Origin of the sequence: Alterotamlana spongicola, from assembly GCF_035818475.1 — a bacterium.
Classification (GTDB): domain Bacteria; phylum Bacteroidota; class Bacteroidia; order Flavobacteriales; family Flavobacteriaceae; genus Cognatitamlana.
In genome coordinates, this window is record NZ_JAYMGV010000004.1 from 102,694 (window position 1) to 116,822 (window position 14,129).

General features: G+C 33.7%; 14 protein-coding genes and 1 other RNA gene. 8 read left to right on the forward strand and 7 right to left on the reverse strand.

Going from position 1 to position 14,129, the window contains the following annotated elements; all coding sequences use genetic code 11:
- Positions 1–12 precede the first annotated feature (12 nt).
- On the reverse strand, positions 13–1,698 hold the full coding sequence (locus tag VOI54_RS16305) for a M23 family metallopeptidase (protein ID WP_326284191.1): 1,686 nt from the start codon (positions 1,696–1,698) through the stop codon (positions 13–15).
- Between the two features lie 176 nt (positions 1,699–1,874).
- Between VOI54_RS16305 and VOI54_RS16310 the strand changes: the two genes are divergently transcribed.
- From VOI54_RS16310 to rny, 4 genes are all read left to right on the forward strand, one after another.
- A complete protein-coding gene (locus VOI54_RS16310; protein ID WP_326284192.1) occupies positions 1,875–2,165 on the forward strand; it encodes a coiled-coil domain-containing protein in 291 nt (96 codons plus the stop codon).
- Between the two features lie 15 nt (positions 2,166–2,180).
- On the forward strand, positions 2,181–2,474 hold the full coding sequence (locus tag VOI54_RS16315; protein ID WP_326284194.1) for a cell division protein ZapA: 294 nt from the start codon (positions 2,181–2,183) through the stop codon (positions 2,472–2,474).
- A 56-nt stretch (positions 2,475–2,530) separates the two neighbouring features.
- A non-coding RNA gene (ssrS, locus tag VOI54_RS16320) (6S RNA) lies at positions 2,531–2,637 on the forward strand.
- A 56-nt stretch (positions 2,638–2,693) separates the two neighbouring features.
- The gene (gene rny, locus VOI54_RS16325; protein WP_326284195.1) at positions 2,694–4,268 is read left to right on the forward strand and encodes a ribonuclease Y; all 1,575 of its coding nucleotides are present in this window, start codon (positions 2,694–2,696) and stop codon (positions 4,266–4,268) included.
- A gap of 108 nt (positions 4,269–4,376) precedes the next feature.
- Here the strand turns inward: rny and xerD are convergent, their stop codons facing one another.
- Positions 4,377–5,273, reverse strand: a complete 897-nt coding sequence (gene xerD / locus VOI54_RS16330; RefSeq protein WP_326284302.1) for a site-specific tyrosine recombinase XerD — start codon at positions 5,271–5,273, stop codon at positions 4,377–4,379.
- Between the two features lie 195 nt (positions 5,274–5,468).
- Between xerD and aroQ the strand changes: the two genes are divergently transcribed.
- Entirely contained in the window at positions 5,469–5,885 is a 417-nt protein-coding gene (gene aroQ, locus VOI54_RS16335; protein ID WP_326284197.1) for a type II 3-dehydroquinate dehydratase, read from the forward strand.
- Positions 5,886–6,002: 117 nt separating this feature from the next.
- On the opposite strand, the gene lpdA is transcribed toward aroQ, so the two are convergent.
- Positions 6,003–7,379, reverse strand: a complete 1,377-nt coding sequence (gene lpdA / locus VOI54_RS16340) for a dihydrolipoyl dehydrogenase (protein ID WP_326284199.1) — start codon at positions 7,377–7,379, stop codon at positions 6,003–6,005.
- A 106-nt stretch (positions 7,380–7,485) separates the two neighbouring features.
- Here lpdA and VOI54_RS16345 point away from each other — a divergent pair, with 106 nt between their 5' ends.
- Positions 7,486–8,769 carry an NAD(P)/FAD-dependent oxidoreductase gene (locus VOI54_RS16345; protein WP_326284201.1) on the forward strand — a complete coding sequence of 428 codons (1,284 nt, stop codon included), beginning with the start codon at positions 7,486–7,488 and terminating at the stop codon, positions 8,767–8,769.
- Between the two features lie 62 nt (positions 8,770–8,831).
- On the opposite strand, the gene VOI54_RS16350 is transcribed toward VOI54_RS16345, so the two are convergent.
- Both VOI54_RS16350 and msrB read right to left on the reverse strand, forming a co-directional pair.
- Positions 8,832–9,383: a DUF1572 family protein gene (locus VOI54_RS16350; protein ID WP_326284202.1), complete on the reverse strand. Its 552-nt coding sequence runs from the start codon at positions 9,381–9,383 to the stop codon at positions 8,832–8,834.
- A 17-nt stretch (positions 9,384–9,400) separates the two neighbouring features.
- Positions 9,401–9,874, reverse strand: coding sequence for a peptide-methionine (R)-S-oxide reductase MsrB (gene msrB / locus VOI54_RS16355; protein ID WP_326284204.1), 474 nt, complete (start codon positions 9,872–9,874; stop codon positions 9,401–9,403).
- Between the two features lie 160 nt (positions 9,875–10,034).
- Here msrB and VOI54_RS16360 point away from each other — a divergent pair, with 160 nt between their 5' ends.
- Both VOI54_RS16360 and VOI54_RS16365 read left to right on the forward strand, forming a co-directional pair.
- Positions 10,035–10,856 (forward strand): M48 family metallopeptidase, encoded by an 822-nt coding sequence (locus VOI54_RS16360; protein ID WP_326284205.1) that lies wholly within the window; start codon positions 10,035–10,037, stop codon positions 10,854–10,856.
- Positions 10,857–10,927: 71 nt separating this feature from the next.
- The gene (locus tag VOI54_RS16365; RefSeq protein WP_326284207.1) at positions 10,928–12,220 is read left to right on the forward strand and encodes an MFS transporter; all 1,293 of its coding nucleotides are present in this window, start codon (positions 10,928–10,930) and stop codon (positions 12,218–12,220) included.
- A gap of 46 nt (positions 12,221–12,266) precedes the next feature.
- Here VOI54_RS16365 and VOI54_RS16370 read toward each other — a convergent pair whose 3' ends face one another.
- On the reverse strand, positions 12,267–12,992 hold the full coding sequence (locus VOI54_RS16370) for a head GIN domain-containing protein (protein ID WP_326284208.1): 726 nt from the start codon (positions 12,990–12,992) through the stop codon (positions 12,267–12,269).
- A gap of 23 nt (positions 12,993–13,015) precedes the next feature.
- The gene (locus tag VOI54_RS16375; protein WP_326284210.1) at positions 13,016–14,104 is read right to left on the reverse strand and encodes a DUF4097 family beta strand repeat-containing protein; all 1,089 of its coding nucleotides are present in this window, start codon (positions 14,102–14,104) and stop codon (positions 13,016–13,018) included.
- Positions 14,105–14,129 lie beyond the last annotated feature (25 nt).

Consider the following 14,129-nt stretch of genomic DNA (forward strand, 5'->3'; position numbering starts at 1 on the left):
ATGCCTAAAAGTTTATTTTCTATAGAACAACGTTTCAAAAGTAGAATTATTTCCAACATTATCAGTAACAATTACCTTTAAATTATTCTTTGTCTCGGTAACTATACCATCATTAAAGTCGTGTGTTAATGTTTTGGTTTTGTAATCATATTCCATCAAAACCCACTTGCCATTAATTGTAGCCCGATAATTGGATATTCCGGAACCGGAATCATCAATTTTGATCTTTAAATAGCGGTATTTACTCAGCCATTGTCCCTTTTTAAAGTTTATTGGCCTAATGGAAGGTTTAATACTATCCATTGCTAATGCATAAGTGCCCAGCTTTTTTGTGTTGGCAATCAATAAATCTCCCTTTCTTTTAGAATAAGTATAAGAGGGGTAGTTTTTACGTCCAATAAGTCTGGCTATATAAAGCTGGTTCTTATCGGTGTCTTTATAATGACTAACATCATAAGTTATAGAAAACGTCTTTTTAGCAGCCATAACATCTTCATGTAGTTTGAGGGTGTCATTTTTAACTTCAAAGTCAATGAAAAAATCGTCATAAAATGTATCTTTATAAAAATCAACAGATACTCTTCCTTCTTTCAGATTAATATTTTGATCGGCCTTAATAAAATAAGGGGTTGTTTTTTTCTCTTTTTTCAGACCGGTTGTTTTATTGGAACCTTTAATATGAATGGTAACCCAGGATTCATTGTTTTTATAATCAGCTACTCTTATCTTATAAACAGAGTAGGTGCTATCTTCAATTTTAATAAACCCATTATCTAAATTAGGTTTTAAAATACTTAAAGGATTATTTTTTTTGAATAGTTTTTGAATCCGCTTCTTTTTTGAAATATAATGCTCATAATCAATAAGCGCATTGATGTGTTTGGTTTCATCAAAAGAAAATCGTTTAAAATCTAATTCAAAGCTTCTATTGCCATTTATGAATGTTTGAATGTTATATACACCATTTGAATTAGCTGCCAGATCCTGTCGGTCTATTGTTTCTATTCCAAAACCAATAGCACCAATGGCTTCTATACTTTTAGTGTTATAATCTCCATTTTTAGATGGGATCAGTGTCAGTTTTTGCTTTGTATTTGATTTATTGATAAATGAATTTTCATCTAATGGATATGCATAAATAGATTGTATTACCGGAGGCGTGTTGTCTTTTATATCCATACCAAAAAGCATGGGGTTAATAGGACGTTCAGCTTTATCCCTAATTTCAAAATGTAGATGAGGGCCCCCAGAGCCTCCTGAATTACCACTATAAGCAATGAGACTGTCTTTTTTTACAGGCAAAGTTTCTGCGCTAGGAAATACTTCAACTTCATAAGATTCTTTTTTGTATTGTAGAGTTTTGATATAGGCTTCAATTTCCGGAGAAAATTTTCTTAAATGAGCATAAACTGTTGTGTAGCCATTGGGGTGTGTAATGTATAAGGCTTTCCCGTAACCATAATGAGATACTTTTATTCTACTAACAAAGCCATCAGCAGAGGCTTTAACTCTTAAACCTGTGCGATGTTGTGTTTTAATATCCAAACCGGAATGAAAGTGGTTTGAGCGCAATTCGGCAAAAGTGCCAGATAGTATTAATGGGATTTCTAAAGGGCTACTGAAATAATCTTTGGGATAATTATTTTGTGCACTTGAAAACAAAGAAAAAATAAAGAAAACGGAGAGTGTTAGTCGCATACAAATATGTTGTGGCTAAAATATTAATTTGGGATTAAAACACAAAGTATAATTCAAAAATCAAGCCATTGTAATTAATATGGATCCAAAAGAATGGTTTTGAAAATTTATGTGAAAACAATTGTTATTTATGGTCAGGTATGTTAACTTTGTGTTATAAGTATTGAAATTTGTAAATGGGTAATATTGAAGATATTGTAGATTCATTAGAAAACAAGATTAGTAAATTATTACACAGATTAGAGCTTTTAAAGGAAACTAATTTAAAATTAAGCACAGAATTAGAAGTTTTAAAACAAAAAATTTCCACCCAAAAGAAAGAGATTTCTAGATGGGAAGAAAAACATGAAACTCTAAAAATGGCAAATACAATACTTGGTAGTGACGATAATAAAAGAGAAACAAAGCTAAAAATAAACGCTTTAATTAGAGATATTGATCATTGCATTGCCCAGCTTTCAGATTAAAGCAACATAAATTTAATGTCAGAAAAGCTTAAAATAAAGCTACCTATAGCTAATAGAGTATACCCTTTAACTATTGAAGCACATCAAGAGGAAGGGTTACGCAAAGCAGCTAAAAACATTGAAATTATGATAAGGCAATTTGAACAAAGTTATTCTGTTAGAGACAAGCAAGATGTACTGGCTATGTGTGCCTTACAATTTGCATCTCAAGTAGAGCAAAAATCTATAGATAAAGCTAATGATAATGAGCATGTAGAAGAAAAACTAAATGCTTTGAATGAATTGTTACATTCATATTTAGCCTCTTAAACGTTCTGTAAAATAAACAAAAAGTTACTGCCTACATTGGTTATTTTTTTTGATAAACTCAACATTAATTCTTTAAAAAGGGTGAGTTTAAGTTGTAAAAGCAAACTGCCTTGAGCAGATCCTTGATCAACTTGTTAGCCCTAAACTTGTTTTTAAGGAGTTTATACAAAACTTTATATCAGTGTAGGCTTTTTTTATATATAAATCACTAAATAAACGATGGACAACTCAATTATATTTGCAGTAGGTGGTGTCATTTTAGGACTAATAATAGGTTTTATTATTGCTAAGACACTGGAAAAAAATAACGCTTCTAAACTTGTAAAAGAAGCCAAAAAGAACGCAGCACTGGTACTTAAAGAGGCTAAGAGTGAAGGCGAAAACATTAAAAAAGATAAAATCCTTCAGGCTAAAGAAAAGTTTATAGAGCTTAAAGCCGAGCATGAAAAAGTCATTCTGGGGCGTGATAAAAAGATGGCTGAAGCTGAAAAGCGTACACGAGATAAAGAATCTCAGATATCAAATGAATTATCTAAGAACAAAAAGCTAAATGATGGTTTAGAGAATAAAATTAAAGATTACAATCATAGATTGGATGTTCTTGATAAAAAACAAGATGAACTTGATAGGCTTCATAAAAGTCAAGTACAACAATTAGAAGTCATTTCCAGTCTTTCTGCTGAAGAAGCTAAAGAGCAGCTTGTAGAATCTTTAAAAGGCGAGGCTAAGAATGATGCTATGGGCTATATTCAAAGTGCTTTGGAAGAAGCTAAATTAACGGCAGAACAGGACGCTAAGAAAATTATAATAAATACTATTCAGCGTATAGGAACCGAGGAGGCCGTTGATAACTGTGTTTCTGTTTTTAATATTGAATCTGATGATGTAAAAGGGCGTATTATTGGTCGTGAAGGAAGAAACATTAGAGCTATTGAAGCAGCTACCGGCGTTGAGATTATAGTTGATGATACTCCTGAGGCTATCATACTATCATGTTTTGATTCTGTTAGAAGAGAAATAGCACGGTTATCGTTACATAAATTAGTAACTGATGGTAGAATTCACCCTGCACGAATAGAAGAGATTGTTAAGAAAACCAAAAAGCAGATAGAGCAGGAAATAATAGAAGTTGGTAAACGTACCGTTATAGACTTAGGAATTCATAATTTACATCCCGAATTGATTAAAATGGTAGGTAGGATGAAGTATCGTTCGTCTTATGGTCAGAATCTTTTACAACACTCCCGTGAAGTTGCTAAGCTTTGTGGAGTGATGGCAGCAGAATTGGGGTTAAACCCTAAATTAGCGAAAAGAGCAGGTTTATTACATGATATAGGTAAGGTGCCGGACGCAGAAGCTGATATGGAAACACCACATGCTATTTTAGGTATGCAGTGGGCGGAAAAATTTAATGAGAAGGCCGAAGTGTGTAATGCTATTGGAGCTCACCATGATGAAATTGAAATGAAGTCATTGCTTGCACCAATTATTCAGGTATGTGATGCAATTTCGGGAGCTAGACCAGGAGCCAGAAGGCAGGTTCTAGATAGTTATATCCAACGTTTAAAAGATTTGGAAGATATAGCTTTTGGGTTTACAGGTGTTAAAAAAGCTTATGCCATTCAGGCTGGTAGAGAACTTAGGGTAATTGTTGAAAGTGAAAAGGTGGATGATCAAAAAGCAGCAGATTTATCATTTAGTATATCTCAAAAAGTACAAACAGATATGACCTATCCCGGACAAGTAAAAGTAACTGTAATTAGAGAAACACGGGCAATAAATATTGCTAAGTAATTAGTTTTGTTAAAAGTTAAAAGTTAAAAGTTAAAAGTTAAAAGTTAAAAGTTAAAAGTTAAAAGTTAAAAGTTAAAAGTGATTATAGTTATATAACTTCACTAAGAACTATTTCCTGGGATGGTGTTTTTCTATGACCTCAGCTAGGTAGCTTTTATCCAAATGCACATAAATTTCGGTTGTTGTAATGCTTTCATGCCCTAGCATAAGTTGAATAGACCTTAAATCGGCATCGTTTTGTAAAAGATGTGTTGCAAATGAATGCCGGAATGTATGCGGAGAAATATTTTTTTTAAGTCCTATTTTTTTTGCTAGCTGTTTTATAATGGTAAAGATCATAGCTCTTGTTAGTTGTTTACCCCTTCTATTTAAAAAAAGAGTGTCTTCATAACCAGCTTGAATATTCAATCCATTTCTAACCTCGTCTTTATAAATATTAATATACTTCTGAGTAATATCAATAATAGGCACAAAGCGTTGTTTGTCTCCTTTGCCGGTTACCTTTATAAACCCCTGTTCAAAGAATAAATCTGAAATTTTCAAATTAACAAGCTCACTTACCCTAAGGCCACAGCCGTATAACGTTTCAAGCATGGCCCGGTTACGCTCACCCTGAGGTTTGCTTAAATTAATAGCTTTTATAAGGTTATCTATCTCATCTTCCGAGAGTGTGTCAGGAAGTTTTCTACCTATTTTTGGAGATTCAATCAACTCAAGAGGATTTGATTTTCTATAGTCTTCAAACACCAAATAGTTGAAAAAACTTCTTAAACCGGATATTAGTCTGGACTGAGAGCGTGTATTAACACTTTTGGCTATTTGGTAAATAAACTGTTGTATAGTTTCTGAAGTAATGGTGATGGGGGAGTGGCTTATATTGTTGGCTTCTAAATATGATATTAGCTTTTTTACATCCAACGAATAATTATCAATAGAGTTTTGAGATAGACCACGTTCTATTTTTAAATACAATTGATAGTCTTTAAGTGCATGTTGCCATTTCATTAGTGTAAAAGTAAATAAATTAATATAATGCGGCATATTGTAACTGCCCATGATTTAGTGAACTGTAATATTTTATAATGAAAAAAAGCTATTTGTATTGTATTTAAAATAAATGATAAACTTTAATTGTAGAGAACATAGGCGTTTTTATAATAGCTTTCTTTTTTATGCCTATTTTTTAAATATATTTGTTTTATGAAAAAATTAATGATTGTCAACGGACCTAATCTTAATTTATTAGGAAAAAGAGAGCCTAATATTTATGGGAGCTTAACCTTTACAGAATTTCTAGATGAAATTATAGAAAAGTATCCTAATGTAAAGATTGATTACTTTCAATCCAATATAGAAGGAGAATTAATTGGGAAGTTACAAGAGGTAGGATTTAGTTATGATGGTATAGTTTTAAATGCAGCAGCTTATACACATACTTCGGTTGGGTTAGGTGATGCAGTAAAAGCTATTGAAACACCTGTGATTGAGGTTCATATTTCCAATACTTTTGGAAGGGAAGAGTTTAGGCATCAATCTTATATTTCTCCTAACGCCAGAGGCGTTATATTAGGTTTTGGCTTGCAGAGTTATGAGTTGGCGATACAAAGTTTTCTTTAAAATTATAGCTTAAATAAATATCATAAAAAAAGCGATTCAATTTGAATCGCTTTTTTTATGTTTTAACAGCTAACAGCTAACAGCTAACAGCTAACAGCTAACAGCTAACAGGCTAGCTTATATATGTATACACTCATCATAAGCATCAGCAACAGCTTCCATGACCGCTTCACTCATAGTAGGGTGTGGGTGAACTGCTTTCAGCACTTCATGTCCGGTAGTTTCTAATTTTCTAGCTACTACAGCTTCAGCAATCATATCTGTAACCCCGGCGCCAATCATGTGGCAACCTAGCCATTCACCATATTTAGCATCAAAAATCACTTTTACAAACCCATCTTTATTTCCGCCAGCACTAGCTTTACCTGATGCCGAGAAAGGAAACTTTCCTACTTTTATATCTAAACCTTTGTCTTTAGCTTGTTTTTCAGTTAAACCAACAGAAGCTATTTCAGGTGAACAATAGGTACATCCAGGAATATTCCCATAATCTAAAGCCTCAACATGATGTCCTGCAAGTTTTTCAACACATAAAATGCCTTCAGCAGAAGCAACATGTGCCAAGGCCTGACCTGGAGTTACATCTCCAATAGCGTAATAACCAGGAATATTAGTTTGATAAAAATCATTTACAATAATTTTATCCCTATCCACTACAATACCTACATCCTCTAAACCTATATTTTCAATATTAGTTTTAATACCAACAGCACTTAAAATTACATCAGCTTCAAGGATTTCTTCACCTTTGCTTGTTTTGACCGTAGCTTTAACACCGTCTCCGGATGTGTCTACAGAGGTTACTTCAGCAGATGTTTTGATTTTTATTCCATTCTTTTTAAATGAGCGTTCTAACTGCTTTGAAACATCCTGATCTTCTACAGGCACTACATTAGGTAGATATTCAACGATAGTTACTTCGGTTCCCATAGAATTGTAGAAATATGCAAACTCAACTCCAATAGCTCCAGAACCAACCACAATCATTTTTTTAGGTTGTTCAGGTAAGCTCATGGCTTCTCTGTAACCAATTACTTTTTTACCATCTTGAGGTAAGCTGGGTAATTCTCTGGAACGGGCTCCAGTTGCTATAATTATATGATCAGCACTATATTCGGTTCCATCTACATCAACTTTTTTACCAGGTTTAAGTGTCCCATAACCATTGATAACGTCAATTTTATTCTTTTTCATTAAAAATTGAACACCTTTACTCATGCCTTCAGCAACACCACGACTACGCTTTACAACAGCTTCAAAATCTTTATCATAATCTTTTACAGATAATCCATAATCTTCAGCATGTTTAAGATATTCAAAAACTTGAGCAGATTTTAATAGTGCTTTTGTTGGAATACATCCCCAATTCAAGCATACCCCACCAAGATTTTCTTTTTCAACAATAGCGGTTTTAAAACCCAATTGTGATGCTCTAATAGCCGTAACATAACCACCAGGACCACTTCCAAGAACAATAATATCGTATTTACTCATGTGTTAAATTTTAGGCTACGAATTTACAAAATCGAATTTGAATAAAGAATTTAGAAGGCTTTAATTTTACATCTTTGTACTACCTTTGTAAAGCAAGTATTATTTTATGAACATACCTAGAACAAGTTACCCTAGAATCGTTATTATCGGCGGTGGTTTTGCCGGAGTTTCCTTAGCTAAAAAATTATCAAAACAAGAAGTACAGGTGGTACTGTTGGATAAGAATAATTATCACACTTTTCAACCACTTCTTTATCAGGTTTCTACTGGTGGCTTGGAACCGGATTCTATAGCGTATCCTATTAGAAAAATATTGAAAGACTTTCCTAATTTTTACTTTAGATTGGCTAATGTAGAGGAAATAGATATTAAAAAGAATAAAGTTAGAACCAATATTGGAAGTTTAAAGTTTGATTATTTGGTAGTAGCCTCAGGTTCTAAAACAAATTATTTTGGGAATACCGAGATTGAAAAATATAGTATGGCCATGAAAACCATACCTCAATCTTTAAATTTAAGAAGTTTAATATTGGAAAACTTTGAAGATGCTTTATTGACTTCTGATTTGAATGAAAGAAATGCTTTGATGAACTTTGTAATTGTAGGAGGTGGTCCTACCGGTGTTGAGCTTGCCGGAGCATTGGCAGAAATAAAAAAAGGTATTTTACCAAAAGACTATCCGGATCTGGATACCAGAATGGCTCAAATACATATTGTACAATCAGGAGATTGTATTCTTAAGGGAATGAGCGAAAAAGCTTCCCAGAAAGCAGAGGATTTTTTAGAAAAGTTAGGAGTTAATATTTGGAAAAATGTCCGGGTAACTAATTATGATGGTAAGACTGTAACTACCAGCACCGAGTTGACTTTTGAGACTGCTACGTTAATTTGGGCGGCAGGAGTAAAAGGAGCTACAATAAAGGGGCTGGATTCTGAAACATTTGTGACTAGGGGAAACAGGTTATTGGTAAATGAGTTCAATCAAATAAAAGGGTTTAGTAATATTTTTGCTATCGGTGATATAGCATGTATGATTGCGGATGAATCACCACAAGGGTTACCTATGATGGCACAACCGGCCATTCAGCAAGGAGAACAGTTGGGAGATAATCTTTTGAGACTACTTGAGGAGCAACCTATGACACCTTTTGCATATAAGGACAAAGGCGCTATGGCTACTATTGGAAGAAATAAAGCTGTTGTAGATTTAAAAAACATCAGGTTTCAAGGTGTTTTTGCCTGGTATGTATGGATGTTTGTCCACTTGTTCTTTTTAATTGGTTTTAGAAATAGAATGGTGGTATTTATAAACTGGGTGTATAATTATATTCGTTTTGATAGGGAAGCCAGGTTAATAATCAGGCCTTTTAAGAAAAAGCGAAAGGTATAATCTAGAAATATGTTCTGAAAGGATCTGACTTGAAAGTAGTTGGTTTCAGAAAAACCTTTAATTTATAAATCGTCAGTGAAATGGCGTCGTCCTTTTTCTTTACTAAATTTATCCTTATTATAGGTTGAAGAATCTCCTTTAGGGATAGATAGCGATTGCCATTCAGGGCCTTTAATAAGTTTTCCCAGGAATACAATTTGCCCAACATGGTAAGCATAATGAGCCAATTGCCTGTTAATGGCTTCGGTAATTGTATGTCCTTGATTTCGGATGTACACAATTTGTCCTAAGTCATTTTCTTTTAAAGGTTTTATAGCCTTAAACAAGCAAGTCCAACCACTTTCCCAGGACGCAATTATGTCCTCTTTAGATTCAAAACTACCAATAAATTCGCTATCACGTTGTCTCCAATCTTTTTCACCGTCTTCAATCATAAAATTGGTCCATCGGCTTAGCATATTTCCCGTTAAATGCTTTACAATAATGGAAATACTATTTGAATTTTCACAGCTTTGCCAACGCATGTGGTCAAATGTCAGTTGGCCAAAAGTTCTATCTCCTAAACTTTTGTAATATTCAAATTGTTTTAAGACGCCTGATAAGTAACTCTCCATATAAATAAATATACGGTTTATTTTTGGGGAATAAATTTTAATGAAACCCCATTTATACAATGACGCTTTCCGGTGGTATCCCTTGGGCCGTCATTAAAAACATGTCCTAAATGCCCGCCACAGACTGCACAATGCTCTTCCGTTCTGGCATAGCCCAAATCATAATCTGTTGAAAAAGCCACGTTGCCTTTTATTTCTCTATCAAAGCTAGGCCAACCTGTGCCTGAGTCAAATTTATGTTCACTTTTAAATAAAGGTGTATCACAACCCTTACACACATAAGTACCATCGTCATAATTTTTGTTTAAAGGGCTGGTGAATGCGCGTTCGGTACCGGCTTGCCTTAAAACATAATATTCAAGGTCAGATAACTGAGATTTCCATTCATTTTCAGTTTTAGAGACCTCAAATGGCTCTTTTATTGTCTTTTGTGAATTCCCTTTGCAGCTAAATATTAGTAAGCTAAATAAAAGTATTGCTATTTTTTTCATAAATATTTTTTCTAATAGTCGGTCATCCTATAATAATATAACAAAAAAAATAAATATTAATTTTTTAATATATGTTGTGACTAATAAATGTAAATTGTGTCCTATTATAAAAGGTACATTTTTCGTATTTTTAAAAATCCAATTAAAATCCTTCTTAAAGATGAAAATAAAAAATTCAATTTTAATTTTGGCTGTGGCAGTTCTTGTTTTTTCTTGTGCAACAAACCCATTTACAGGAAAGAAAACCATGGCTTTAGTTTCAAACGCAGAGTTATTTCCTACGGCCTTTGCTCAGTATGATCAGTTTTTAACGGAGAGCAAGGTAATAACCGGTACAGCTGATGCAAAAATGATAACCCGTGTGGGTGAACGTATTGCAGTAGCAGCAGAACGATGGTTAACGGCAAATGGCTACCATGGCTATTTGAACGATTATAAATGGGAATATAATTTGGTTGATGATAAAACCGTGAATGCCTGGTGTATGCCTGGTGGTAAGATTGTTTTTTATACGGGTATTTTGCCGATAGCAAAAAGCGAAACCGGTGTTGCTGCCATAATGGGACATGAAGTGGCACACGCTTTAGCCAATCATGGACAACAGCGTATGAGCGCCGGTATGTTACAGCAATTTGGGGCTGTAGCAGGGAATATTGCCATTCAGGATGACAAAGCAAGAGACGCTTTTAATCAGTATTACGGCGTTGGTTCGCAAGTTGGAGTTATGCTCCCATTTAGCAGAAACCACGAAACAGAAGCTGATAAAATAGGTTTATACCTTATGGCTATTGCAGGGTATAACCCTAGTGAAGCAGCAGAGCTTTGGAAACGTATGAAAGCTAATAGCGGAAGTGGAGAGGCTCCACCGGAAATATTAAGTACGCATCCATCTAACGACTCCCGTATAGCAAATTTAACGGCATTGGCTCCTACTGCTGTTGAAGAAGCTAAAAAATTTGGAGTTACTCAGTTTAGAGAATAGAATTAATTAGTGTTCAAATAAAAATATTTGATTACTTTAGAAGCTGCTCATAAAAGGGTAGCTTTTTTTATATGATAGAACTTGAAAAAGGAAGTAAAAAACTCCTAAATGCCTGGGCTTTTTATGATTGGGCAAATTCCGTTTATACATTAACCATTGCATCATCCATATTTCCAATATTTTACTCAGCTTTATTTCTATCGGAAATAAAAACAGTTAGTGCTTTTGGACTTGAATTTAAAAGTACAGCACTTATAACTTTTGTAACGGCTTTTACGTTTTTGGTTGTGTCATTTATATCTCCATTGCTTTCCGGTATTGCAGATTATGTTGGAAATAAAAAGAACTTTTTAAAATTCTTTTGTTATGTTGGTAGTGCCGGTTGTATTGGGTTATACTGGTTTAACTTGGAGCAGATTCATTTAAGTTTACTCTTCTATTTTATGGGATTAATTGGGTATTGGGGAAGTTTGGTATTCTATAATTCCTATTTGCCGGATATCGCATTTCCTGAACAGCAGGATAGCATAAGTGCTAAAGGCTTTTCACTAGGGTATATAGGGAGTGTTATATTATTGATAGTAAATCTGGTTATGGTTATGAGCCAGGCTGATGGAGAATCTAAAATGCAGATGATGCGTTATTCATTTATTACAGTTGGTATTTGGTGGGCCTTATTTAGTCAGTATTCGTTTTACTTTTTGCCTAAAGGGGCATCAACAGGACATAAAGTAACAAAAGCCGTAGTTTTTAATGGATTTAAAGAATTGCGTTTAGTGTGGCAGGATTTACAGAAAAATTTAAGATTAAAACGTTATCTATATGCTTTTTTTGTATTTAGTATGGCAGTACAAACCATTATGCTGGTAGCGGTATATTTTGGAGAGGAAGAAATAGCATGGGGGAGTGATTCCAGTAAGACTACCGGGTTGATTGTTAGTATTTTAGTTATTCAGCTGGTGGCTGTTTTAGGAGCTACATTAACGTCTAAAGCGTCTGCTAAATTTGGAAACATAAAGACATTAATTTATATCAATGGTATTTGGATGGGATTGTGTTTTTATGCTTATTTTATGGAAACTCCAATACAGTTTTATATTGCTGCTGCTGTTGTTGGGCTTATAATGGGAGGTATTCAATCTTTAGCCAGATCAACATACTCTAAATTTTTACCTGAAACAGAAGACACCACGTCTTATTTTAGTTTTTATGATGTTGCTGAAAAGATAGGAATAGTTATAGGAATGGTCATTTTTGCTACTATTGATCAGATAACGGGCACCATGAGAAATGCTATTTTGTTTCTTTTTATATTCTTTTTAATGGGTATAATTTTATTATTTAAGATGCCAAAAACCGAATAAAAAAAGGGTGGTACAACCACCCTTTTTTTCAAAATTATTTAACTGATTATTTATTGGAAATACTTCCTGAACCAGAAACTTTAGAGTCCACTTCAGGATTACCACGATAGGCAATATCTCCTGAACCTGCAACTCTGGCCTTTAATGTTTTTTTACTTACTACTTTGGCATCTCCGGAACCGGCAACAGAAACCTCAGTATGATTGGCATCCAGGTCAAAACCATGAAAATCTCCGGAACCTGCAACCTTTGCTTCTAAGTTATTGGTACTACCTTTTAGCGTCATATCTCCGGATCCGGCAACGGCACCTTTAACAGAGGTAGCGCTTAAATCAATAATTACATCTCCTGAACCAGCTAGGGCTACACCAAAATTTGTTGCAGTAATTTGATCTTTGTTAATCAAGTCCCCGGAGCCAGATAAAGAAACACTGTTAATGTCCTGGAAAGGAATTGTAATAACTATACCATTTCTTTTACTGGGTTTAAGGGTTTTTCCGTTTTTCGTTTTTACAACTAGTTTATTGTTCTTTACTTCCGTAACAATATATTCAAGCAGATTTTCATCACCTTCAATAGATATTTTACCTTCTTCACCTTTAACAAGGATGAAATCCATAAATCCTGCGCATTTAATGCCGTCATAGTCAGAAGTGGTTCGTTCAATTTTTACAATATTACCATTGCCTTTTATACTCTTCCATTGAGCTTGTATGGTTGATACAAACATTAGGCTTAAAATTAGAACTGTAATTTGTTTTGATGTTTTCATGTTCGTTTTTATTTAAAGATTGATTAATTTTTATAGAATGTTACATTTCCATAGTCAGAAGAAATTTCAATTTTATTTGACGCTGATTGATCTCCGTAATAGCCTGTATAATATTTATCAGAACCATCAACTATTTTTTTTGTAAAATGGAGTTCCGTATCATTATTTAATGAAGCATAATCCAGTTTTATATCAAAGTTAAAATGATACTTAGGCGCTAACCCAATTTTTATTCCAACATAGTCTGATTTTATGGAGAGGTTTTTAGCATTTTCAGTCATTCTCTTTATCTTAATGGAACCGTAATCTGCTTTAAGCATAACATTTTTATATACATCTCCTATAACTAGGGTTAAATAATCCCCATTACCGCTTATAGTATTGACTCTATCAATTTTAACTGTTCCATAGTCACAATTATAGGCTACATTTTCAGCTGTTTCTATATGAGAATTTGTGTAATCTGCATTTATATTTATACTATTTGTTTTTGAAATGGTAAAATCACTATAATCTGCATTTATTTTTCCGCTTTTTATATATTCAAAGTAACAACCTTTAGCATAATCAAAATTCAGATCATTATTATCTGCCAATAATTCCCCTGTAACAATTTTCCCGTAGTCACAGTTTATTTTTGCCATGCCCTCCAATTTGTCTACATTGATGTTCCCATAATTATTGTTTAGGTTTACGGCATTGGTAACCGGGATTTTGATCAGATAATTGACCTTCATTTTAATTTTATTCTTACTGCCCCAATTCCACCATGACCCGGATTTATTTTTTCCAAACTTAGTCTCGGCCGAAACCAGATCCGGTGAAGCTGAAAAGGCTACATCTATTTCTCGTAGTTTATCAATGGTTTTTTCTTCATTGTTCCCTGAAGTTGTAACGGTTATTTCAAAGACAATGCGGTTCTCATTCCAGGTAATAATATCAATATTTCCATAGCTATTATTAACTTTTAGTGTTGCATTTTTATTAACATTGAATTCCTTATTAATAGTCTTTGTTTTAGTGTGTTTGAAATCTGTTTTGGTTGACGCAGAGATAAGAATCGGAAGTATTAAAAATGCAATGATTATATTAAAATGTATTGCTCGTTTCATATGATTGTGTTTTTGATTGTTTTTA

Coding starts and splice junctions, on each gene's coding strand:
- VOI54_RS16310 (WP_326284192.1), top strand. CDS start 1,875: ATGGGTAATATTGAAGATATTGTAGATTCATTAGAAAACAAGATTAGT.
- rny (WP_326284195.1), top strand. CDS start 2,694: ATGGACAACTCAATTATATTTGCAGTAGGTGGTGTCATTTTAGGACTA.
- VOI54_RS16375 (WP_326284210.1), bottom strand. CDS start 14,104: ATGAAACGAGCAATACATTTTAATATAATCATTGCATTTTTAATACTT.
- msrB (WP_326284204.1), bottom strand. CDS start 9,874: ATGAAAAAAATAGCAATACTTTTATTTAGCTTACTAATATTTAGCTGC.
- VOI54_RS16315 (WP_326284194.1), top strand. CDS start 2,181: ATGTCAGAAAAGCTTAAAATAAAGCTACCTATAGCTAATAGAGTATAC.
- VOI54_RS16370 (WP_326284208.1), bottom strand. CDS start 12,992: ATGAAAACATCAAAACAAATTACAGTTCTAATTTTAAGCCTAATGTTT.
- VOI54_RS16305 (WP_326284191.1), bottom strand. CDS start 1,698: ATGCGACTAACACTCTCCGTTTTCTTTATTTTTTCTTTGTTTTCAAGT.
- xerD (WP_326284302.1), bottom strand. CDS start 5,273: ATGAAATGGCAACATGCACTTAAAGACTATCAATTGTATTTAAAAATA.
- lpdA (WP_326284199.1), bottom strand. CDS start 7,379: ATGAGTAAATACGATATTATTGTTCTTGGAAGTGGTCCTGGTGGTTAT.
- aroQ (WP_326284197.1), top strand. CDS start 5,469: ATGAAAAAATTAATGATTGTCAACGGACCTAATCTTAATTTATTAGGA.
- VOI54_RS16365 (WP_326284207.1), top strand. CDS start 10,928: ATGATAGAACTTGAAAAAGGAAGTAAAAAACTCCTAAATGCCTGGGCT.
- VOI54_RS16350 (WP_326284202.1), bottom strand. CDS start 9,383: ATGGAGAGTTACTTATCAGGCGTCTTAAAACAATTTGAATATTACAAA.
- VOI54_RS16345 (WP_326284201.1), top strand. CDS start 7,486: ATGAACATACCTAGAACAAGTTACCCTAGAATCGTTATTATCGGCGGT.
- VOI54_RS16360 (WP_326284205.1), top strand. CDS start 10,035: ATGAAAATAAAAAATTCAATTTTAATTTTGGCTGTGGCAGTTCTTGTT.